This window comes from Larkinella knui, from assembly GCF_003858645.1.
GTDB classification, from domain to species: domain Bacteria; phylum Bacteroidota; class Bacteroidia; order Cytophagales; family Spirosomataceae; genus Larkinella; species Larkinella knui.
Genome location: NZ_RQJP01000004.1, coordinates 760,882 through 781,667, shown reverse-complemented (window position 1 = coordinate 781,667; position 20,786 = coordinate 760,882). Strand labels below are relative to the sequence as shown.

Below are 20,786 nucleotides of genomic sequence, written 5' to 3'. Positions count from 1 at the left end.
TCATATTTTTTCTAATATATCATTAAAAATATCTGTTAATAGAACTACGTATTTGTGTATAACCGGAGATGGTAACTTATAAGTTGCCATCTCCGGTTATAGAGTCTATTATAAAAACAGATAGTACTTATTTCGTATTTATAGTAACTCCGGTTCTTGTTCCAGTTCGGCAACTTTTATTTCAACGCGGGGTGGAAGTAATTTATACAACACCGGCGTCACAATCCGGGATAACAGCGTCGAACTGATCAAACCGCCAATCAACACCAACGCCAGGGGTGAATAGAGTGGATTTCCCTCAATGGCCAGCGGAATCAGCCCGCCAATGGCCGTGAGTGAGGTCAATACAATAGGCACAAACCGAATCTCACCGGCCTGTTCAATGGCTTCCACCAGGGGCATACCCTGCTCGCGGAGCTGGTTGGTGAAATCGACCAGCAGAATGGAGTTCTTGACTTCGATGCCAATCAGGGCAATTAACCCAATGACGGCCACAAACGAGAATGGATTTCCCGATAGCAACAACGCGGCAATGGCTCCGATGATACCCAGCGGAATGACCGACAGCACAATCAGCGTACTTTTGAACGTGCCGAATTCCAGAATCAGGACGGCCAGAAAGCCAAAGACGGTAATCAGAATAATCGTGCCCAACCCGCCGAACGATTTTTCCCGGCTTTCCAGTTCGCCGGCGGCTTTGTAGCGAAAATCGTTGGGAAACTTGAGTGTATCCAGTTTTCTGATCACTTCATTGTAAACATTGTCGACCAGATAACCGCTTTTCACAAAACCCGTAACGGTCACGTAGCGGTCTTTGTCGTAGTGCCGAATCTGGTTGGTCGACGTTTCGAATTGAAGGTCAGCGATCTGGCGGAGCGGAACCGAGCCGCCGGTCAGCGTATTGACATACAGGTTGTTAAGAACCCGCAAATCCGCCACTTTGCCTTTTGGCAGCGTGACGTTGATCTGGAAATCATCGCCTTCTTCATCCTTAAAAATCCCCACGTTCAAACCGGCAATGGCCAGCCGGATCGTGCGGTTGATGTCGGCAACGGACATGCCGAGCATCCCGGCTTTTTCCTTGTTAATCTTGACCCGCAGATCGGTTTTGCGCGTTGCCAGCGGATTGTTGATGTAAATCAGGCCGGGCGTCGTTTTCAACACTTTTTCCACATCGGCGGCCACCGTTCGGAGCGTATCCAGATTTTCACCAAAGACCCGGATCGCCACCGGAGCTTCCTGATCGGGGCCCTGCTCAAAATCCTTGACCTCGATCTTCGCATTGGCATAATACTTAAATTTATCCCGCAGCTTGTCGATCATCTGCCGTTTTTGAACGGGCGGCATATCGTGCAGTTGCACAAAAAACTGCGAAAAATTGGTAGCCTCGTTCCGTTGAATGATGTTGTAATAAATGCGCGGGTTGCCTTTTCCGACGTTGGTCGTAAAATATTTCACGTCCGGTTCCTGGCCCAGTTGACTCTCGACGTAGCGCGCAACGCGGTTGGTTTCCTGCAAGCTCGTGCCTTCGGGGGTTTCGATATTGATCAGAAATTGCGGTTTTTCGGAAGCCGGGAACAGGGCAAATCCGACTTTTGGCACCAGCATGAGGGCACCTCCAAAGATAGCCAGCGCGCCCAGCAACGTGATCAGCGGATGACGCAAAGCCGTGTGCAACAGACGGCTATACGATCCGCTGATGAGTTTCTTCAGCGCCCGCATGAAAATGTTCCCTTCCGGATTATGCTCTTCTTTCAATATCCGGCTCGAAAGGAACGGCACGATGGTCAGCGAAACCAGCAGCGACGCCAGAATGGTCGTAACCACCGCCGTTGGCAGCGAACGGATAAAGTCACCGGACGCTTCGGGCAGGAACATCAACGGCAGGAAAGCCAGAATCAGCGTAACCGTACAGCCAATAACGGCCAGCGTAATCTGTTTCGTGGCTTTAATAGCCGCGTCGCGTCGGGAAAAACCGTCCCGCAAATACCGCTCGATGTTTTCGACCACCACAATCGAATCATCGACCAGAATACCCAGCGCAACGATCAGCCCAACGATACTTAACTGGTTGATACTGAACCCAAACATGTTCAGCAACGAAAGTCCGATCGACAGCGAAAGCGGTATTGAAATCATGACGACGAGGGCGGCCCGAATGCCGAGTGGCAGAAGCGTCAGGGCCACCAGCAAAATGGCAATCCCGAAATCTTTGGCAAACCGACTCAGCCGGGCATTGACGCTGGCGGCCTGGTCGAAACTTTTAATGAGTTTGATGTGGGGCGGCAGCGTTTTGGCAAAATCTTCGATAACCGGATTCAGCTGCTCACCCACTTTCGCGATGTTTTCACCCAGTTTCTGGCCCGCCGTTACCAAAACCGCCCGGTGCCCGTTCAGGCGGGTGATGTGGGTTTCGTCTTCGTAATTGAAATCGACATCCGCCACATCGCGGAGGTAAATCACCTTCTGTCCATTGGTCGAAACCACGGTATTGCGGATCTCGTCGAGTGTCTGGTAATCCCCGCTGGTTTTGACGTTGAATTTGCGCGAACCGGCCTGGATACTGCCGCCCGGAATGTTCAGGTTTTCGGCTTGCAACGCGCCAATCAGGCGGTTGAGGGCGATGCCTTCCTGCGCCATGCGGTCGATGTTCAACGAAATGCGAACCGTGCTGGCCGGATAGCCCCAATCCTCCACGCCTTTCAGGCTTTTGACTTTTTCCAGTCGTTCTTTCAGTGCATCGGCGTAATCGCCCAGTTCCTTGTTGGAAGCCACTTCCGATTGCAAAGCCACCTGCACAATGCTGACGTCGGTCGGGGAAAATTTGCGGATTTCGATGTTGAAAATATCCGTCGGCAGCTGCGCCCGGAGTGCGTTGACTTCCCGCACCATTTCCTGGTATTTTTCGTCGGGATCGACGCCATAATCGTATTCCACCCGCAACACCGCCAGACCGTCGTCAATGGTGGTGATCACGTGGTTGATGTCATCCAGCGAATTGAAACGGGCTTCGGCCGGATCGACCACCAGTTCTTCCATATCCTGGGCGTCGGTGCCGGGATACACGATCACGACGGCAAACGAAGGGGCTGTAAATTCGGGGTCTTCACCCCGCGGCATGTTGAACAGCGAGTTGACGCCCAGCGCCACCACGGCGATGAAGACGACCAGCATAAACTGCCAGTTCTTGACGGAAAATTCGGAGAGATTCATAGTTGGAAAGATTTGCTCTGATAAACTCTGATCCTCTCCGCTAAACTCTGTGAAACAATTTAAAAAGCTATTACACAGAGTTGAGCAGAGATAATCAGAGTTTATCAGAGGGGTTATTTGAGAATGACCGTAGATGTTTCCGTCAAATACGCCGAACCGGCCGTAACGACATTCGAGACGCCGGATAAACCACTCGTTAACAGCACTTTGTCATTGTCGATGAAGCCAATTTGTACCGGTATTTTGCGAACCCGCTTCTGGTCATCGGCCAACACGAAAACAAAACCGTCTTTTCCATTTCCTTCCACAATGGCCTCAATCGGCACCAGGGCGTAGCTGCGGCTTTGGGCGGGTTGCAAACTCACTTTGGCAAACAGACCGGGCGCTAATTTCACCCCGCCGGGATTGATGCGGATTTCCACTTCGTACAGCTTGTTCTGCGGATCGGCAGCCTGCGCCATTTCACTAACGGTTCCCATAAACGTTTTGTCGGGATACGCATCCAGTGTGATGGTGGCGCGGTTGCCCACTTTCAGCCGGGCCCAGTCTTTGTCGGCCACGCCCACCCGAACTACCCAGTCATTTTTCCGCGTCGACGAAATCATAAAAGCCGTTGTTCCCGCCGACGCAAATTCGCCTTCGTTCAGGAGTTTTCGCGTCACCGTGCCGTCCACCGTCGACCGGATCTGGGCGTAATTCTGGTTGAATTGAGCAATCGTCAGATTTTGTTTGGCGACGTCGTGGCCCGTCGTCGCATTCTGCAACTGTTCGAGCGTGGCAGCGGTGTCGGCGTAAAGCGCTTTGACACGGTTGAGATCACGCTCGGCTTTTTCGTTGGACAATTGCGCCTGGCTCACCTGGGCGTTGATTTCGGTCAGATTGAGCGTCGCCAGCAGTTGCCCTTTCCGAACGGCCTGGCCTTCATCGACGTACATTTTCTGAATAATACCGCCAATCTTAAACGACAGCTTGGCCTCTTCCGACGACGACACCAGCCCCGACGCCACCACCGGTTCCGAGCGAACTACCGATTCGACTTTGGTCAATTTTACCGGAATCGACGTATCGTCCGTCTGCTCTGCCGGTTTTTTATCGCGGCTTTGTTCGGCTTTGGTGCCGCAGGCCCACATTCCCCCGGTCAAAAGCAGGATAAGAATAAATTGCAGTGTTTTCATCAAAGTAAACAGTTAACTATCAATACGTTATTGAAAAAAATGACTTAATCAATCAAAGCGGTTGTCACTGAATGGCCGTTACCCGATCCAGCGCGGCCCGTTTCATCAGCACATCATACCGCGTCAGCACCTGCTGAATCTGGGCCGTTAGCCGGTCGTTCTGGAAGCGGAGGTATTCGACCAGCAGCGCCTGGCCGTTGCGGTATTTGCTGTCGATGAGCCGGAAGGTTTGCTCGGCGTTCAGCAGACCACTCTGCGTGGCCGCCAGACTTTCGTTGGCCGCATCCAGCTCGTAATACGCCTGCAACACCTGCAGCTGAATCTGCTTTTCGACTTCCGTCAGCCTGGTCTGCACGATTTCAGTCTGGATTTTGGCCTGCTGTACTTTCGAGCGTTTTTCGTAGCCCTTGAACAAATCCCAGGAAAGCCCAACCTGCCCCAGCACGTAAGCCTGGTTGCTGAAGGTGTAGCCAAATCCCTGAAATCCGGCGTTCCCGCCGATGTAAACGTTTGGCAATTTGATGGAAGCTTCGTTCAGTTTGATGGCATTTTGCGAAGCCCGCAGCGAACCGCCGAGTTGTTTCAGCTCTTGGCGGCTTTGCAAGGCGGTTTGCTGCAGATCACCCAGCGCGGGCGGAGCCGCCGGTAACGTTCTGGTCAACAGAGAATCCACCTGAATGTCGGCAGTCAGGTCGCGGTTGAGCAGAAAATTGAAATAGGCTTTGGCACTCTGGCGGTTTTTGTCGGCAACGGCCAGTTGCTGATCGATCTTGCTGATTTCGTAGCGGGTCGAGGTAACCACATCTTTCGTCGCCACATTGTTGTTGACCAGCTTCTCGTTCAGTTTGCCCAGTTCCCGCAAGACCGTACGGTTGTTGTCGTAGATTCGCACCGCATCAAGCGTTTGCAGATATTGATAATAAGCCGTGGCGATGTTGTACCGCAACTCGTTTTCGACCACACGTTTTCTGGCTTCCTGCGCCGATAATAAATCTTTCTGGATCAGGTAGTTAAACTGAATATCCGTGTTGAAAACCGCGTACTGGAAACTTAGTTTGGTATCGTGAAAATTGTTGGGAGCCAGCAGTTCATTAACGTTCGGGATGTTGGTTGGAAAGCGGTCGGAACCGGCCATTTGATTGAGCGTGGCATACACCGGGTTGAGCAGATCGCCAACCGGAAACTGCAACCGCCGACCGCCAGCCGCCAGCGAATACGTCGGATTGAACGTCAGCCGGGGATAAAACAGCGCTTTCGCCTGATTGATCGACTCCGTTACCCGGTTGATTTCCAGCGATTCCTGTTTTAGTGCGAGATTACTTTGCAAGCCTTCCTGAATATAGGCATTCAGAATAGCCGAAGGGGCGTCGGGCGACTGGGCCGGACTGAGCAGCGGTACGATTGTGAGAAGAATAGTCAGCAAGTAGCCGAACGGTATTTTTGTGACCATAGATTAGTATATTAACACTGTTCACCAAGACGGTAAATTTTTTTTACAGACCCTTTCGGATCGTTTCTATAAATAGCGTGAACGCATCTTCCATCAGTTCTTTCCGGCGGCTTTCCTCAAACATATCCAGCCGTTTCCGCAGGAAAAGGGCCGTATACCCATGAACGGCACTCCAGATCATCATGGCAGCAACCTCAGCGTCCTGGTACTTAAACACACCGGCATTCATGCAATCCTGTACGCACTTCACCAGCAACCCGAAAGCCGCCCGGCCTTCATCCCAAATGTCGTCCCGGCAAGCCAGCGCATCCATCGGAGCATTCATAATGAACATCAGATCAAAGTGTTCCGGATTTTCGAATGCAAACCGGAAATACCGGCGGCCCATTTCCACCAGTCGGTCAAAGGGGTCAGCCAGACTCAGAGCTGGCTGAAACTCCTGGATCATCTTGTGGAAACCGATGTTATGGATTCCGTACAACAGCTCGTTTTTATCCTTGAAATACAGATAAATCGTCGCCGGACTGTATTCAATGGCGTCGGCAATGTTCCGGATGCTCACTTTTTCAAAACCGTTTTCCAGAAACAACTTTTGGGCTGCTTCCAAAATCAGTTTCCGCATTTCCTCTTTCTCGCGCTCTTTCCGCTCAACAATTCCCATATGTGTTAATTAACGTTACAAACTTACTAAACACTGTTTAGTAAACAAGTAGTGTTTATAATTTTTGTCAAAAAAGAAGGGTGAAGGGTCGAAATCCGGGGGTCAACCGTAAAAAAATCAGCATGAATGATTTTGGTCAACACGTGGAAAAGCTACTCGATAACGGCATAAACTGCCACCGGTTTCGCTTTGTTTTTGAGCAGGACTTCGCCCAGTGGCTCGCAGCGGAAGGAGTCTTTTACCTGCTGATAGGCGGCATCGCTGATGATGATCTGGCCTTCCTGTGCAAAGGATTGCAGCCGCTGGGCGGTATTGACCACATCACCGATGACGGTATAATCCAGCCGCCGGAGTGTCACGGAACCAATGTTCCCCGAAATGACTTCGCCGGTATTGATGCCGATGGCCACTTTAGGCGTATAGATCGGCTCGTCGGGCAGTGTTTTTTCCATCGATTCGATGTGATTGCGGACGGCAAGGGCGGCTTCGATGGCGCGGTCGAGGTGGTATTCGCCCCGGAAAACGGCCATGACGGCATCGCCCATAAACTTATCGACAAACCCGCCCTGCGCGATGATTTCTTTCACCATCACGTCGAAATACAAATTGATCAGTTTCACGACGGTATCGGCGCTTTCGCGTTCCGTAATGGCCGTAAAACCGCAGATGTCGATAAAAACCGCCGTGGCTTCCACCGTTTCGTTCATCATCAGCGACGATTCGAACTCCCGGCGATCCATGAAATTCAGCACCGACTCGTCGACGTACATCCGCAGAATATTGTTTTCCTTAACGGCTTTCAGTGTTTCCCGCAACTGGGCAACGTGCCGGATGGTTTTCTGCATGGTAACGTCCAGATCTTCGAAATTGACGGGTTTGCAGATAAAATCGAAAGCCCCCCGGTTCATGGCCGTGCGGATGTTGGTCATGTCACCATATGCCGACACGATCACGGTTTTGGTCAGCGGACTCACCTCGCTGAGTTTTGCCAGCAGCGTCAGCCCATCCATTTCGGGCATGTTGATATCACTCAGCACCACATCGATGTCGGGATTCTCCTGGAGTTTGACCAGGGCATCGACGCCGTTGTAGGCAAAAACAAACTCATACTGCAGTTCGCGGATTTGACGCCGAAATTTCTGCCGAATCAGCAGTTCCAGATCGGTTTCGTCGTCCACGACCAGAATTTTAGACTTCATAACACGTTTTTGAGTTTTTCTTTCAGAGTGGTAAAGTCGAGCGGTTTGGTCAAAAACGCATCGGCCCCGAGCTGCATCGCCTGATCGTAGCTGTCGGTATCACCATACGCCGTGATCATCATCACAACGGGTGGAGGAGCCGGATACGTCGTTTTGATCAACCGCAATAATTCCAGACCACTCATGCCGGGCATATTGATGTCCGACAGAATTAAGACATATTCAGAAGCGTGTTCGTTCAGATAAAACAACGCTTTTTCGCCCGAATGCGCGAAAGCGAAATTGATTTCACCCGCGCGGATCTCGCGCCGAAACCGTTGTTCAAAGAGCAATTGTACGTCCGTTTCGTCGTCAACAACCAATACTTTCATTTCCGGCGTATTTAGTAAAAAGTCAAAATAGTCAGATTTCAAAGGTAATCAAACTCGGTGTTTATCCGGGTAACTGAATCACGAACTCCGTAAATTCACCTTCTTCCGTATCGACCGTCAATTCTCCGCCGTGGCCTTTGGTAACGATGTCGTAGCTCAGCGACAGGCCCAGACCCGTGCCCTGGCCGGTGGGTTTGGTGGTGAAAAACGGCTGGTAGATTTTCGTCAGTACGGACTGGGGAATCCCGCAGCCATTGTCGCGCACCCGGATTTCAATTTTATCCCCGGCGATGCGTTTCGTACTGACCTGCACCGTGGGCTGATACCCGGCTAAGCCGGTTTTTCGTTTTTCTTCCGTGGCATAAAAGGCGTTCGTAAACAGATTCAGCAGCACCCGCCCCAGGTCCTGCGGCACCACCGTCACCTTGCCCAGATGCTCATCGAAATCCATGATCAGGGTGGCATTGAAGGACTTATCGTTCGCCCGAAGGCCGTGGTAGGCCAGCCGCAGGTATTCATCGGCCAGCAGATTCAGATCGGTTGGTTCCTGCTGGTGGGTGTTGGTCCGCGAATGTTGCAGCATGCCCTTCACGATCGAATCGGCCCGTTTGCCGTGGTGCGTAATTTTTTGCAGGTTCTGCGTAATGTCGGTCAGAATTTCCTCTTCCAGCTCAACGTCGCGGTTTTCCTTCTTCCGCTCTTCCTTCAATTCCTCGATCAATTCTACCGACACTTCCGAGAAATTATTGACAAAATTGAGCGGATTCTGAATTTCGTGGGCGATTCCGGCCGTCAGCTCCCCGAGCGACGCCATTTTTTCGCGCTGAATCAACTGATCCTGTGTGGCTTTGAGCTCGGTCAGGGTTTGCTCCAGTTCTTCTTTTTGCCGGGTTAGTTCGGCGGTTCGCTCCGCCACGATTTGTTCGAGCATCACGTTCTGGCTGGCAATGATGCGGCTTTGTTCTTCTTCCTGCAACCGCTTCAGCCGTTCTTTTTCGAGCGCTTTCTGCTGCCGCTGCGTACTGACCCAGGTGGCCACCAACCATACCAGCGCAAATACTTCGGCGATCTCAACGACCGTACTGATGGATTCATAAAAATCGTCATTGATCAACTTCGCGACGTCGCTGAAGAGCGAAATCAGGATGTACGGCCCAACGGCCAGCCAGACGTTGCGGACCGGGCGAAAGTCTTTCAGCAAATAAGCCGCCCCAACCATCCCCAGCAACATCAGATGCCAGAGCCATTTGGTAATGCTGGAATCCAGAAAGATGTCGGCCGCTAACAAACCGGAAGCAGCATATTGTACGATAACCAGGATCCTTTCCCACTCCGGAAACCGCTCGGCGGTCTGGAGTGACGTACGGATGTACCGCACCATAAAAAAGACAATCAGAAAAGAAGCTATTTCCATAGAAAATCAGACGGCAGTGGGGCAAAGCGTGGTTTGGCTCCTCAAATTAAGCGTTCCGGGGTAGACTTACAATTTCTATTTGTAAGACAGCCGTTGTGAGCAGAAAACCGGGTGACACAAATAGTGATACATTTGTTTTGGTTACTGAAAAGGGAAGCCAATCAAAATCAGGGCGTCCAATTGACAAAACCGGTGCTTGTGAGCCGAACCGCCTTCCGGCACCCAGACCGTTCACTCTTTTTTGAATCGTAATTGACATGGGAATCGTTATTTCGCAGGGCTACGCCGAGATTTTCAATAAACTCCGCGTAACGCCTTTTTCCCGGCGTAGCTCTGCGAAAATCTTTACTTTAAATTTTGCATTATCATGGAATACAGACTATTAGGAGCATCCGGACTAAAGGTTCCGGTATTGAGTTTTGGAACTGGTACGTTTGGGGGCGGTACTGATTTTTTTAAAGCGTGGGGCAATACGCAGGTCGAAGAAGCGACCCGGATGGTAAACCTGTGCCTGGATGCCGGCCTGACGCTGTTCGATACCGCCGATGTGTATTCGCGGGGGCTGTCGGAGGAAATCCTCGGGAAAGCACTCGGCGGCATTCGGGACAAAGCCCTGATTTCGACCAAGGCGACGTTTAAAATGGGCGATGGCCCCAATGATTTTGGCTCCTCGCGTTTTCATTTGGTGAAATCCTGCGAAGACAGCCTGCGCCGGTTGCAAACCGACTATATCGATATTTATTACATGCACGGTTTCGACGGCACAACGCCCGTGGAGGAAACCCTGAGTGCGCTCAATGCTCTGGTGCAGAGCGGGAAAGTTCGTTACATCGGCTGTTCCAACTTTTCGGGCTGGCATCTGATGAAATCGCTGTCGGTTTCCGAACGGTACGGCTGGTCGAAATACGTGGCGCATCAGGCTTATTATTCCCTGCTAAGCCGGGAATTTGAATGGGAATTGATGCCGCTGGGACTGGATCAAAAGGTTGGAACCGTGGTTTGGAGCCCGTTGGCCGCCGGTCGGCTGGGCGGTAAATACCGGCGCAGTCAGCCCGCACCCGCCGACAGCCGGATTGCGCAGGGCGGTGGCGAAGGGCCGGTTATTCCGGAAGAATACTGGTTTACAATTGTCGATACGCTGGACGAACTAGCCGCCGAAACCGGCAAAACCGTCGCGCAGGTCGCCCTCAACTGGCTGCTGCAACGGCCAACGGTTTCAAGCCTCGTGATTGGTGCCCGAACCGAAGAACAACTAATCCAGAATCTGGGCGCTATTGGCTGGAATTTATCGAAAGAACAAGTAGCCCGGTTGGATGCTGCCAGCAACAAAGAACCCATTTATCCGTATTGGCACCAACGCAAAAACCCGGATTTGAATCCGCTGCCGGTGTAAGTTACGGTATTCGGTTTACGGTATTCCGTTTACGGTGGCTGACGCATTATAATACATCGTCCGTTAAAATGTGCGTCAGCCACCGTGAACGGAATACCGTAAACCGAATACTAATGCTTCATCGAGGTCTGAATCAGATTGGAAACCGCCTTGGCGATAATTTTGCCGTCGGCTGCCGTAATGACGCACTCGGCATGGACGATGTTTTTTCCGGCGCGTACGACCTGCGTCCGGGCCGTGACGGTGTCGCCCAGGCTGGCGCTGTGCAGAAAATCGACGTTCAGGTTCACCGACGTATAAATATGCTCCCGGCCCAGGGCGTAGACCGTCGCGCCAATCAGGTCGTCCATGATGGCGGCCGCGGCCCCGCCGTGCAGAATCCGCATCGGATTGGTCATGTCTTCGCGTACTTCGTAGCTGACCGTTAGCGACCCTTCTTCGGCGGCCACCAGGGTGCCTTTGAGCCAGCGACCCAGCGGTGACGGGCTTTGGCGCATATCGTGACCGATCATGGCGCGAAAAAATTGCAGGCGGGGGTTGGTTTCCGGGGTCGTCATCAGCGAAAATAGTTTCGTAAAAATAGCATTTAACCAAGTAGGAAACGGTTTAATGAACGAGAATGTGTGGATTTTCTTGGGAGGTATCCGGACTTGTGTTACTTTTGGGCGTTTTTTGCGCTAATACGCTTTTCCCCTCAAAATGAATTATACGCTTTCCCACATTCCGGAACGGACATTGAAACCCCGGCAGCACGGCCTGACGATGGTTATGGACAAGGGGCTTAGTATCAGGCAGGTCGAAGATTTCCTGTCCAACTCCACGGACTATGTCGATTTGGTTAAACTGGGCTGGGCAACTTCATTCGTGACTCCCAATCTGAAAGAAAAACTGAAGGTTTATAAGGATGCCGGTGTGCCGGTTTATTTTGGCGGAACCTTGTTCGAAGCCTTTGTCATCCGGAACCAGTTCGATGATTACCGGCGGCTCCTCGACACCTACGACCTGCAGTATGCCGAAGTCTCGGATGGCTCCATCGAGATGAATCAGGATGACAAGTGCGAGTACATCCGCCAGCTCACCGGGCAGGTAACCGTTTTGTCGGAGGTAGGGTCCAAAGACGAAGCCAAAATTATTCCGCCTTACAAATGGATTCAGTTGATGAAAGCCGAACTCGAAGCGGGTGCCTGGAAGATCATCGGAGAAGCCCGCGAAGGTGGAACCGTCGGATTGTTCCGGGCAAGCGGTGAGGTTCGTCAGGGTCTGGTGGAAGAAATTCTGACGCAGATTCCCTCCGAAAAAATCATTTGGGAAGCCCCCCAGAAAGAGCAGCAGGTCTGGTTTGTGAAACTGCTCGGCGCGAATGTCAATCTGGGCAATATCTCCCCCGCTGAAGCGATTCCGCTGGAAACCATCCGTTTAGGACTGCGCGGGGACACGTTTTCTCATTTTCTGAACGGCCTCGGGTCAATCCATTAATCAACCAAGACACTCACTTTTATGGAATTCATTCAGTCGGTTCTCGACTTCTTTTTGCATTTGGACAAGCACCTGGCCGACCTCATCAATGAGTACGGCACGTTGACCTATGCCATTCTGTTTCTGATCATTTTCGTGGAAACCGGCCTGATCGTCATGCCCTTGCTGCCGGGCGACTCGCTGTTGTTTGCCGCCGGAGCACTGGCGGCTTCGACCGGGGCACTGGACATCAAAATCATGATTCCCTTACTGATTGTGGCGGCTTTGATGGGCGATAACGTCAATTATTTCGTGGGCAAGTTTCTGGGTACGCAAATCAAAATGCGGGAGCGAATTCTGTTTTTCAAACGGGAATACATCACCGAAACGGAGAATTTTTACCAGAAACACGGCGGAAAAACCGTCATCATGGCGCGCTTCATTCCCATCGTCCGCACCATCGCTCCTTTCGTGGCCGGAGCCGGTAGCATGAACTACTCCAAATACATCGGTTACTGCGTAGCCGGTGCTATTCTGTGGGTCGTGGGCGTCACGATGCTGGGCTATCTGTTTGGTAATCTGCCATTTATAAAAAACAATTTCGAGCTGGTCATCTTCGGTATCATCGGTTTGTCGGTGGCACCGATCATTTTCCAATTCATCAAGTCGAAGCTGAGCCGGGCAACGGCGTAATCAGCAACGATTATAATGAGCCTATTCGGGCGGTCGATCAGCAAAATTTGCTAATTAACCGCCCGAATTTTGTTTAGAGGCCTATTGATCAATAAATTGAGAAAAGGGTCCTGCGCGTTAAAATCGGCAATCCAGCCCACGGTTCAAACCGTGGATTCAGGAAAAACGAGTCGCTCCTTTAGTTATACATTCCCATGAAGCATTTTCTACTCCTCTTCTTTCTCCTAACTGGCTGGAACCGCGTCACCAACGCCCAGCGCGTCCGGCTGGAAACCGATGCCGGTTCCATCGTCCTTGAATTGTATGCCGATAAAGCGCCCGGCACCGTGGCCAACTTTCTGCGGTATGTCGATGAAAAACGGTATGACGGCAGCCGGTTTTACCGCGTGGTGCGCCTGGACAACCAAGCGAGCAGCCCCGTAAAAATTGAGGTAATTCAGGGCGGTTTGCAAAACGACACAACCCGGCGACTGCCACCCATTCCGCAGGAAACTACCCAAAAAACCGGATTAAGACATGTGAATGGCACACTTTCCCTGGCCAGAAGTCAGCCCGACAGCGGCACGTCGGAATTTTTCATTTGCATCAACGAGCAACCTGAACTGGATTTTGGGGGCAAACGGAATCCGGACGGGCAGGGTTTTGCCGCTTTCGGACGCGTGGTGGACGGAATGGACGTAGTGCGCCGGATTCAGCAGGGCGAAACCGGGTCGGATGCCCGTTCGCAGGTGCTAATCAAACCGGTCCGTATTCAAAGCGCCCGGCGGGTGAAGTAGTTTAGTCGGGAATGGTGACGGCAAACACCAGGACATACGTTTTTCCCAACACAACTGTTGCGCTGGTAGCTTTTAAAATCCGTAAATTATCTCGGTGGGGTTGGCACAAGAAAACAAGGACAGCAAATTATGCTGATGTGCCACTTCAACTAGGAGAAAAGAAAGCCGGCTAGCCTTGAAAAATAAGAGATCCTTGAAAGCTAACCGGCCTTTGTTTACCGGGCCCGCTTAACGTTCGTTGCGTTCAACCCTTTCGGGCCGCGCTCTACTTCGTAAGTGACTTTGTCTTGCTCCCGCAGTTGGTCCTGGCAGGCAGACACGTGAACGAAAATGTCTCCACTTGAATCATCGGGTACGATAAACCCGAATCCTTTGTTTTCATTAAAAAACTTAACTGTACCCGTTGGCATGATTTTCAAGAATAAAATTGAGACGTAAAGTAACGGTTTCTTCCCGGTAGTTCTTACTATCAGCGTAAAAAATTATGCTAAGAATAAAAAAAAAGCTTTAAATCCCGCATTTTGGTCTAAACAGGGCCAAATAAGGACGAATTCACAAAAAGAAAACCACCTTATTTTGCCCTCAGTGATCATTCAAAGGCAGTCCACGTCGTTGAAACTCCATCCAGTTTACATACTCATCACCCCTGCGTTGCTCCACCATGGTGATGCACGTGTCGACGGGACAAACCAGTTTACACAGATTACAGCCAACGCAGTCTTCTTCACGAATGGAATATGTATTGTACGGATTGCCGTATAAAAGATCGATCGACTGATGGGACGTATCCTCGCAGGCAATGTAACAGAGTCCGCAGTGAATGCACTTGGTCTGGTCGATTTGGGCGACAATGTGGTAATTGATGTCAAGGTCTTCCCAGTGGGTTAGCTTGTGTACCGACTTTCCGATGAACTCGTCGAGGGTTCTGAACCCTTTTTCATCCATCCAGTTGCTGAGTCCTTCGCACAGGTCTTCGATGATCCGAAAACCGTGTTTCATTACCGCCGTGCAAACCTGAACCGTCGTTGCGCCCAGGAGCATGAATTCGGCGGCATCTTTCCAGGTACTGATCCCGCCAATGCCCGAAACCGGCACCCGCGATGTAACCGGATCCTGGCTGAGCGTGGTAAGCATTTTTAAAGCAATCGGTTTCACGGCCGGGCCGCAATACCCACCAAAAACAGATTTTCCAGCCACATTCGGATTGGGCACCAGGGTATCGAGGTCAATTCCCGTGATCGACTGGATGGTGTTGATGAGCGAAAGACCGTTCGTTCCGCCTTCCACCACGGCCCGACCCGACGGCACCACCGAATGCACATTGGGCGTCAGTTTGGTAATAACCGGAATCGTGGCTTTTTCCATCACCCATTCCACCACCATCCGGGCAATTTCGGGGTCCTGCCCCACGGCCGCGCCCATGCCGCGTTCGGTCATGCCGTGTGGACAGCCAAAATTGAGCTCCAGACCGTGCGCGCCGGTATCTTCCACCTGCGCAATGAGCTCGTGCCATTTTTCGCGGCTGTTGTCGGCCATCAGCGAAACCACCATCGCCCGGTCGGGAAACAGCCGAACGCATTCCGCAATTTCGCGCAGGTTTATGTCCAGTGGCCGGTCGGAAATCAGCTCAATGTTGTTGAAGCCCATCATCCGGTTTCCGTTGTAATCGACTGACGAATAGCGGGATGAGACGTTCTTGATCTGACTACCCAGCGTTTTCCAAACCACGCCACCCCAACCCGCTTCAAAAGCCCGCAGGACGTTGTACTGTTTGTCGGTCGGCGGAGCACTGGCCAACCAGTACGGATTGGGTGATTTGATACCGAGGAAATTTGCCGATAAATCCGCCATGGGAAAGTGGGTTGAGTTTATGGTTTACGGTATTTGGTTTTCAGTTTACGCCGGGCCGTCGCTACGGTGGCTGACGCACGAAATAAGACCCGTCAGCCATGTAAACCGAATCCCGAAAAATATTTTAAAAACTCCAGAATCGCCTTTGCTCCGTCTTTCCCGGCCTGAACGGCGTCGACCACTTCTTTGCCACCATTCACGCAGTCGCCACCCGCAAAAACACCCCGGAGGTTGGTCGAACCCGTCGCATCGATGGTGATTTTTCCGTACCGGTTTTCGAGTTGATTGCCGCTGATCAGGCCTTCGAACGGCATTTGCCCGGCGGCTTTGATGACCATATCGACCTCCAATACAAACGTTTCGCCGGTTTCTACGGGTATCCGCCGACCACTGGCATCGGCTTCACCCAACTGCATCTGGCGGCAAACCAGCTGGGTAACGTGGCCGTTCTCGCCCCGGATTTCCTGCGGAGCCGCCAGCCAGAGAAGTCGGCAACCGTCCAGTTTTGCGATGGCCAGTTCAGCTTCCGTGCAGGGTATTTCGGCCTGCGTCCGGCGATAAACGATGGTTACTTCACGGGCACCCAGGCGTTTCGCCTGGGTAGCTGCGTCGATGGCCGTCATGCCCAGGCCAATCACCGCCACTTTGTCGCCAACCGGCGTCGCCGGATACCCGTTCGTTCGGATGTTGTAAATAAACCGGATGGCGTCTTCCACGCCGTGGAGGGTTTCGCCGGGAATGTCCAGCTGCCGGGCCAGACCGACGCCAATGCCCAGATACACCGCGTCGTACTGGTGTTGTAAATCAGCCAGGGAGACGGTTTTTCCCAGTTCCTGATGGTATTTAATGGTAATTCCGCCCAGCGACGTGATAAAATCGACCTCCTCTTCGCAGAATTGCGGAGTTACTTTATAAGCGGCAATGCCGTAGGTCATCAGGCCACCGCCTTTGCTTTCTTTTTCGTAAATGGTCACCTCGACGCCTTCGCGGCTTAGCGCATGGGCGCAACTCAAACCCGCCGGGCCCGCGCCCACCACGGCCACTTTCTTGTTTTTCGACGGTTTTCGCCGGAACAGCGGCCATTTCTCCGTGATGGCTTTTTCGGTGGAAAACCGTTGCAATTTGGCGATGGAAATGGGCGGTTCGTTCATCAGATTGTAGACGCAGGAGCCCTCGCACAGTTTCTCGACCGGGCACACTTTCGAGCAGCCACCGCCCAGAATATTGGCGCTCAAAATGGTATGCGCCGACCCTTTGGGATTGTCGGTCGTAATTTGCCGGATAAACTTCGGAACATCGATGCTGGTCGGGCAGCTTTTCATACAGGGCGCATCGTAACAAAACAGACAGCGGTTGGCCTCGATCAAAGCCGCTTCCCGGCTTTCGAAGGGCGGATGAATATCGCTGAAATTCTGCTCGTACTGCTCAGCCGTTAGACGATTGTTGACGATTGCCATAGGTTTTGAATGATGGACGATGAATGGGCTGACGCTTTAACCGTGCGGGCGGCCCCGTCATCATTCATCGTCCATCATTTAAGTTTACATAGATGTGATTTGAAGGTATGGGTTGGTACGACCGCATCAGCAGTAAATAAACGAGTCCGCTTACCAGAAAACCCACGAACCAGGCGTAATTGTAAAGCTGCAAAATCCAGGCCGGAATGGGATCAGATGGGATCAAATGAATGGTGGTCAGAAAACCCGGTACGTTTGGTACGATGCCCAGCAGTAAGGCGACAAGAGCGGCCGAATTAAAACCGTTTTTAAAGCTGTAAATACCGACCGTATTGTATAATTCAGAAGTGATTAACTGCTGTTTTCGCAGAAAGAAATAATCCGCGATCATAATCCCGCCAACGGGTCCGAGCAGACTCGAATAACCGACCAGCCACGTAAAAATATAGCCGCTCGGATCGGCAATGAGTTTCCAGGGAAAAATCAGAATACCGATTACGCCGGTGATGTAACCGCCTTTCCGAAAGGCAATTTTGGCGGGTGCCAGATTCGCAAAGTCGTTGGCCGGACTCACCATATTGGCCGCAATGTTGGTGGCCAGCGTTGAAATCGCTACGGCAATCATAGCCGCACTAACCACGAGTTTGTTTTCAAATTTTCCGGCCAACACCAGCGGGTCCCAGATCGTGGTTCCGTAGATAATGGTCGTGGCCGAAGTGACCACAACGCCGATAAAAGAAAAAACCGTCATAGACGGCGGCAGTCCGATAATCTGCCCTTTAATCTGCGCCTGCTGGCTTTTGGCATAGCGGGTAAAATCGGGAATATTCAACGACAGGGTGGCCCAAAAACCGACCATTCCGGTTAAAGCCGGGAAGAAAAAGGCGAAGAAATCGGCGGTATTGGCAAATTTAGACGGCTGTTTTAGAATGGGGCCAAGCCCGTTTCCTACCGAGATGGCCCAGAACAATAATGCCAGTGCCGCCACGGGGAGAAAAAAAGCTTTAAAAACGAGCAGTTTTTTGATGCTTTCGACGCCCAGGTAAATGACATACATGTTGAGTAACCAAAAGACAGAGAAGCAGATAGCGGGTCCGGTTTGCAAATCAAAGGCCGCCGGAAAAACCGGCGGCAACGTTTCTAAGGCCGGAATCCAGAGCCGAAACAGCTGGTATAAAGCAAAACCGCCAATCCAGGTCTGAATGCCGAACCACCCACAAGCTACGATGGCGCGCAGCAGGGCGGGAATATTGGCCCCGCGCGTACCGAAACTGGCGCGGGCCAGCACCGGAAACGGAATACCGTACCGGGCACCCGCGTGTCCGTTTAATACCATCGGAACCAGAACAATCGTGTTTCCCAGGAAGATCGTCAGGATGGCCTGCCACCAGTTCATGCCGCCTTCGATGAGGGAACTGGCCAGCATGTAGGTTGGAATACACAGGCTCATACTAATCCAGAGAGCCGCATAATTCCAGGTAGTCCAGGTTCGTTTAGAGGCCGGGATAGGAGCTAAATCTTCGCTGTAGAGCGTGGAAGACGAAAGAGGGCTTTGAATCTCCCCGGCATGGGTGGACATAAGGTATTGGTGGGTTTGAACGTAGTGCAGGCAGACTCAGAAGCGGTAAGTTAAACAGAATGCACCGAATTACCAATTTCGAAATAACGCCGGTTTCTGGCTACAAAAAAGGTCCCGGCAGCTTTTAACAGTGCCTGTTAATCAGCGCATTTGTGGCTTTATTACGGGCGTAGTGAAGCCGACGAAAAAGTGCCGGGCCGACCGGATTTTCTGCCCATCCAGCCCGATTTCATCCCCTTTTCTTATTAAAATGGTAGTAGTATTACTGAAAAAAATTATATTTTGGCGTTCAATTTTAGTGCCATGCCAACCTATGCTAATGACTCGACGATGAAACGATATTACCAGACCCTAGATGATAGTGGGTTGTTTCAGCGAATGCAGCACGACGACCCGCAGGCTTTTGAAGAAATTTACACCCGGTATTTTCTGAAGTTGTCGAACACCGCCTTCAAACGGCTTCAGGATCGGGAGATGACGGAAGAAATTGTTCAGGAATTGTTTGTGAATCTCTGGTTGAAGCGGCATAGGCTCCCGGAGTTGAAAAATCCCGAAAGTTACCTCCAAACGTTGCTCCGTAATGCCGTCATCGACTGGTTTCGGGCGCAGGCTCGGCAGGATGGTTTCGCGGCCGAAATGCTGGCGCAGCCCGACCGCCAGATTATCAACGCCACCGAGCAGCACATCTTATACACTGATTTACAGCAGGCTTACGAATCGACCGTTGGGCAGTTGCCGGAAAAATGCCGCCAGGTCTATGCGCTTCATCAAAAGGGTCAATCCGTTGCCGAAATCGCCGATCAGCTCCAAATCGCCCCTAAAACCGTGGAGAGCCACCTGCTCAAAGCGCAACAAACGCTGCGGTATTTGCTGAAAGAGTATTCGGCGGTGGCGGTGGCACTGTTAGTTTCGTTTTGAAGGAGACTGAAAGGACCTCGTCAAATTTTCTAATTTTTTTAAAAAAATAACAAAATCGACTAAGGTTTTCATCTCACTTGTTCGTCTTAAGGGAAATTGATTGGATTTTTCCATCCTAATCTAGCATCCTGAACAGAATGGACAACGACCACCCTTCGCCTGACTTACTGGAAAAATACCGCTCCGGTCGTTGTTCGCCCGATGAAGCCCGGCTGGTAGAACGCTGGTATGACTCGTTTGAAAACCGACAGGATCTGGCCCGGCAACATCCGCAAACCCAGCACCCGGACTACGCCCGAAAAGTTCTACAGCAAATTCGCCGACGCATCGAAGAGGCCGAACCCCGTCCGGTGCGGATGCTGCCCTTTGGCCGAAACTGGTTCTGGGCGCTCAGTGGCGTGGCCGCAACGCTGCTGCTTTTGACCGTGGGGATCTGGCCATTTCAGCGCGTTGAAACCGCCGAAAAACCGGCCTTGGGCAGTTTGGCAATTTCGAAACTGGCTACCCTGGAAAACAAAGGCAAAACGATTCTGCGTCATGAGCTAGCCGATGGAAGCGTGGTTTGGCTGAACCCGGCCACAAAAATACAGTATCCGAACCCATTCGCCCGGTCGATCCGCACCGTCCATCTGGAAGGTGAAGCGTTCTTCGAGGTTCGCCGGGACACGGCCCGTCCGTTCGTAATTCGGTCGGGAAAGCTCAAAACGGAGGTGCTGGGTACGACCTTCAACGTTCGGGCGTATCGCAACAGCCCCCGGTTTGAGGTGTCGGTTGTCACGGGACAAGTGGCCGTCAGTGTCGCCAATCAGAAGGCGGTTTTGCTGACGGCCCGCCAGCAGGCGGTATTTAACCCGAAAGCCGAATCACTCGCCAAAACCGGTCTGCCCCGTTCGGCAAAACCCAGGCTCTGGGAACCCACCACGATTGCCTTCGAATGGGCTTCGCTCCGGCAGGTGGCCGATGCGCTGGAAGATACGTTCGGAGTCCGGATTACGTTTCGCAATCCGGCACTCGAGCGCTGCAAGCTACGGGCCGATTTTACCAACATGCGCCTGCCCGTCATCCTGAATCTACTTTGTAAATCTACCGATGCATCGTATACGCTTACTGGCCAGGAAATCGAACTCGATGGCCTGGGTTGCCCTTGATTACGCACCTTCTATCTATCCATTTTTTAAACC

The 20,786-nt window shown here is 51.9% G+C and carries 18 protein-coding genes; 6 read left to right on the top strand and 12 right to left on the bottom strand.

Annotated elements, in window-relative coordinates:
- Positions 1–138 precede the first annotated feature (138 nt).
- From EHT87_RS21635 to EHT87_RS21605, 7 genes are all read right to left on the bottom strand, one after another.
- Entirely contained in the window at positions 139–3,213 is a 3,075-nt protein-coding gene (locus EHT87_RS21635) for an efflux RND transporter permease subunit (RefSeq protein ID WP_124908732.1), read from the bottom strand.
- 113 nt (positions 3,214–3,326) lie between these two features.
- Positions 3,327–4,388 (bottom strand): efflux RND transporter periplasmic adaptor subunit, encoded by a 1,062-nt coding sequence (locus EHT87_RS21630; protein WP_124908731.1) that lies wholly within the window; start codon positions 4,386–4,388, stop codon positions 3,327–3,329.
- A gap of 64 nt (positions 4,389–4,452) precedes the next feature.
- A complete protein-coding gene (locus EHT87_RS21625) occupies positions 4,453–5,838 on the bottom strand; it encodes a TolC family protein (RefSeq protein WP_124908730.1) in 1,386 nt (461 codons plus the stop codon).
- 43 nt (positions 5,839–5,881) lie between these two features.
- Complete coding sequence (locus tag EHT87_RS21620) at positions 5,882–6,499, bottom strand: TetR/AcrR family transcriptional regulator (RefSeq protein WP_124908729.1); 618 nt, start codon at positions 6,497–6,499, stop codon at positions 5,882–5,884.
- Between the two features lie 152 nt (positions 6,500–6,651).
- Positions 6,652–7,698, bottom strand: coding sequence for an adenylate/guanylate cyclase domain-containing protein (locus tag EHT87_RS21615; RefSeq protein ID WP_124908728.1), 1,047 nt, complete (start codon positions 7,696–7,698; stop codon positions 6,652–6,654).
- Positions 7,695–8,069, bottom strand: a complete 375-nt coding sequence (locus tag EHT87_RS21610) for a response regulator (protein ID WP_124908727.1) — start codon at positions 8,067–8,069, stop codon at positions 7,695–7,697. The genes EHT87_RS21615 and EHT87_RS21610 overlap by 4 nt, the downstream gene beginning before the upstream one ends.
- A gap of 61 nt (positions 8,070–8,130) precedes the next feature.
- Positions 8,131–9,483, bottom strand: coding sequence for a sensor histidine kinase (locus EHT87_RS21605; RefSeq protein WP_124908726.1), 1,353 nt, complete (start codon positions 9,481–9,483; stop codon positions 8,131–8,133).
- Between the two features lie 367 nt (positions 9,484–9,850).
- Here EHT87_RS21605 and EHT87_RS21600 point away from each other — a divergent pair, with 367 nt between their 5' ends.
- Positions 9,851–10,876, top strand: coding sequence for an aldo/keto reductase (locus EHT87_RS21600; RefSeq protein WP_124908725.1), 1,026 nt, complete (start codon positions 9,851–9,853; stop codon positions 10,874–10,876).
- A gap of 110 nt (positions 10,877–10,986) precedes the next feature.
- Here EHT87_RS21600 and EHT87_RS21595 read toward each other — a convergent pair whose 3' ends face one another.
- Positions 10,987–11,433, bottom strand: a complete 447-nt coding sequence (locus tag EHT87_RS21595) for a PaaI family thioesterase (RefSeq protein WP_124908724.1) — start codon at positions 11,431–11,433, stop codon at positions 10,987–10,989.
- Between the two features lie 142 nt (positions 11,434–11,575).
- On the opposite strand from EHT87_RS21595, the gene EHT87_RS21590 reads away from it, so the two are divergent.
- The 3 genes from EHT87_RS21590 (at position 11,576) to EHT87_RS21580 (ending at position 13,800) form a co-directional block, all read left to right on the top strand.
- The gene (locus tag EHT87_RS21590; protein ID WP_124908723.1) at positions 11,576–12,352 is read left to right on the top strand and encodes a phosphosulfolactate synthase; all 777 of its coding nucleotides are present in this window, start codon (positions 11,576–11,578) and stop codon (positions 12,350–12,352) included.
- Between the two features lie 21 nt (positions 12,353–12,373).
- A complete protein-coding gene (locus EHT87_RS21585) occupies positions 12,374–13,024 on the top strand; it encodes a DedA family protein (protein ID WP_124908722.1) in 651 nt (216 codons plus the stop codon).
- A 194-nt stretch (positions 13,025–13,218) separates the two neighbouring features.
- Entirely contained in the window at positions 13,219–13,800 is a 582-nt protein-coding gene (locus EHT87_RS21580) for a peptidylprolyl isomerase (RefSeq protein WP_124908721.1), read from the top strand.
- Positions 13,801–14,015: 215 nt separating this feature from the next.
- Here the strand turns inward: EHT87_RS21580 and EHT87_RS21575 are convergent, their stop codons facing one another.
- The 4 genes from EHT87_RS21575 to EHT87_RS21560 all read right to left on the bottom strand — a co-directional run bounded on the left by EHT87_RS21575 (position 14,016) and on the right by EHT87_RS21560 (position 18,687).
- Positions 14,016–14,210, bottom strand: coding sequence for a cold-shock protein (locus EHT87_RS21575; RefSeq protein WP_114406921.1), 195 nt, complete (start codon positions 14,208–14,210; stop codon positions 14,016–14,018).
- 172 nt (positions 14,211–14,382) lie between these two features.
- A complete protein-coding gene (preA, locus tag EHT87_RS21570) occupies positions 14,383–15,651 on the bottom strand; it encodes an NAD-dependent dihydropyrimidine dehydrogenase subunit PreA (protein ID WP_124908720.1) in 1,269 nt (422 codons plus the stop codon).
- Between the two features lie 92 nt (positions 15,652–15,743).
- A complete protein-coding gene (locus EHT87_RS21565; RefSeq protein ID WP_124908719.1) occupies positions 15,744–17,108 on the bottom strand; it encodes an NAD(P)-dependent oxidoreductase in 1,365 nt (454 codons plus the stop codon).
- Between the two features lie 64 nt (positions 17,109–17,172).
- Entirely contained in the window at positions 17,173–18,687 is a 1,515-nt protein-coding gene (locus tag EHT87_RS21560; RefSeq protein WP_124908718.1) for an NCS1 family nucleobase:cation symporter-1, read from the bottom strand.
- Positions 18,688–19,017: 330 nt separating this feature from the next.
- Between EHT87_RS21560 and EHT87_RS21555 the strand changes: the two genes are divergently transcribed.
- Both EHT87_RS21555 and EHT87_RS21550 read left to right on the top strand, forming a co-directional pair.
- Positions 19,018–19,605, top strand: a complete 588-nt coding sequence (locus EHT87_RS21555; protein WP_185716310.1) for an RNA polymerase sigma factor — start codon at positions 19,018–19,020, stop codon at positions 19,603–19,605.
- A 137-nt stretch (positions 19,606–19,742) separates the two neighbouring features.
- Positions 19,743–20,753 carry a FecR family protein gene (locus tag EHT87_RS21550; RefSeq protein WP_124908716.1) on the top strand — a complete coding sequence of 337 codons (1,011 nt, stop codon included), beginning with the start codon at positions 19,743–19,745 and terminating at the stop codon, positions 20,751–20,753.
- Positions 20,754–20,786: the final 33 nt, after the last annotated feature.

Excerpts from the sequence above, each read along its gene's own strand:
- preA (WP_124908720.1), bottom strand. The coding sequence starts at position 15,651 with ATGGCGGATTTATCGGCAAATTTCCTCGGTATCAAATCACCCAATCCG.
- EHT87_RS21560 (WP_124908718.1), bottom strand. The coding sequence starts at position 18,687 with ATGTCCACCCATGCCGGGGAGATTCAAAGCCCTCTTTCGTCTTCCACG.
- EHT87_RS21590 (WP_124908723.1), top strand. The coding sequence starts at position 11,576 with ATGAATTATACGCTTTCCCACATTCCGGAACGGACATTGAAACCCCGG.
- EHT87_RS21615 (WP_124908728.1), bottom strand. The coding sequence starts at position 7,698 with ATGAAGTCTAAAATTCTGGTCGTGGACGACGAAACCGATCTGGAACTG.
- EHT87_RS21585 (WP_124908722.1), top strand. The coding sequence starts at position 12,374 with ATGGAATTCATTCAGTCGGTTCTCGACTTCTTTTTGCATTTGGACAAG.
- EHT87_RS21550 (WP_124908716.1), top strand. The coding sequence starts at position 19,743 with ATGGACAACGACCACCCTTCGCCTGACTTACTGGAAAAATACCGCTCC.
- EHT87_RS21605 (WP_124908726.1), bottom strand. The coding sequence starts at position 9,483 with ATGGAAATAGCTTCTTTTCTGATTGTCTTTTTTATGGTGCGGTACATC.
- EHT87_RS21600 (WP_124908725.1), top strand. The coding sequence starts at position 9,851 with ATGGAATACAGACTATTAGGAGCATCCGGACTAAAGGTTCCGGTATTG.
- EHT87_RS21555 (WP_185716310.1), top strand. The coding sequence starts at position 19,018 with ATGAAACGATATTACCAGACCCTAGATGATAGTGGGTTGTTTCAGCGA.
- EHT87_RS21565 (WP_124908719.1), bottom strand. The coding sequence starts at position 17,108 with ATGGCAATCGTCAACAATCGTCTAACGGCTGAGCAGTACGAGCAGAAT.
- EHT87_RS21620 (WP_124908729.1), bottom strand. The coding sequence starts at position 6,499 with ATGGGAATTGTTGAGCGGAAAGAGCGCGAGAAAGAGGAAATGCGGAAA.
- EHT87_RS21625 (WP_124908730.1), bottom strand. The coding sequence starts at position 5,838 with ATGGTCACAAAAATACCGTTCGGCTACTTGCTGACTATTCTTCTCACA.
- EHT87_RS21630 (WP_124908731.1), bottom strand. The coding sequence starts at position 4,388 with ATGAAAACACTGCAATTTATTCTTATCCTGCTTTTGACCGGGGGAATG.
- EHT87_RS21580 (WP_124908721.1), top strand. The coding sequence starts at position 13,219 with ATGAAGCATTTTCTACTCCTCTTCTTTCTCCTAACTGGCTGGAACCGC.
- EHT87_RS21635 (WP_124908732.1), bottom strand. The coding sequence starts at position 3,213 with ATGAATCTCTCCGAATTTTCCGTCAAGAACTGGCAGTTTATGCTGGTC.
- EHT87_RS21610 (WP_124908727.1), bottom strand. The coding sequence starts at position 8,069 with ATGAAAGTATTGGTTGTTGACGACGAAACGGACGTACAATTGCTCTTT.
- EHT87_RS21595 (WP_124908724.1), bottom strand. The coding sequence starts at position 11,433 with ATGACGACCCCGGAAACCAACCCCCGCCTGCAATTTTTTCGCGCCATG.
- EHT87_RS21575 (WP_114406921.1), bottom strand. The coding sequence starts at position 14,210 with ATGCCAACGGGTACAGTTAAGTTTTTTAATGAAAACAAAGGATTCGGG.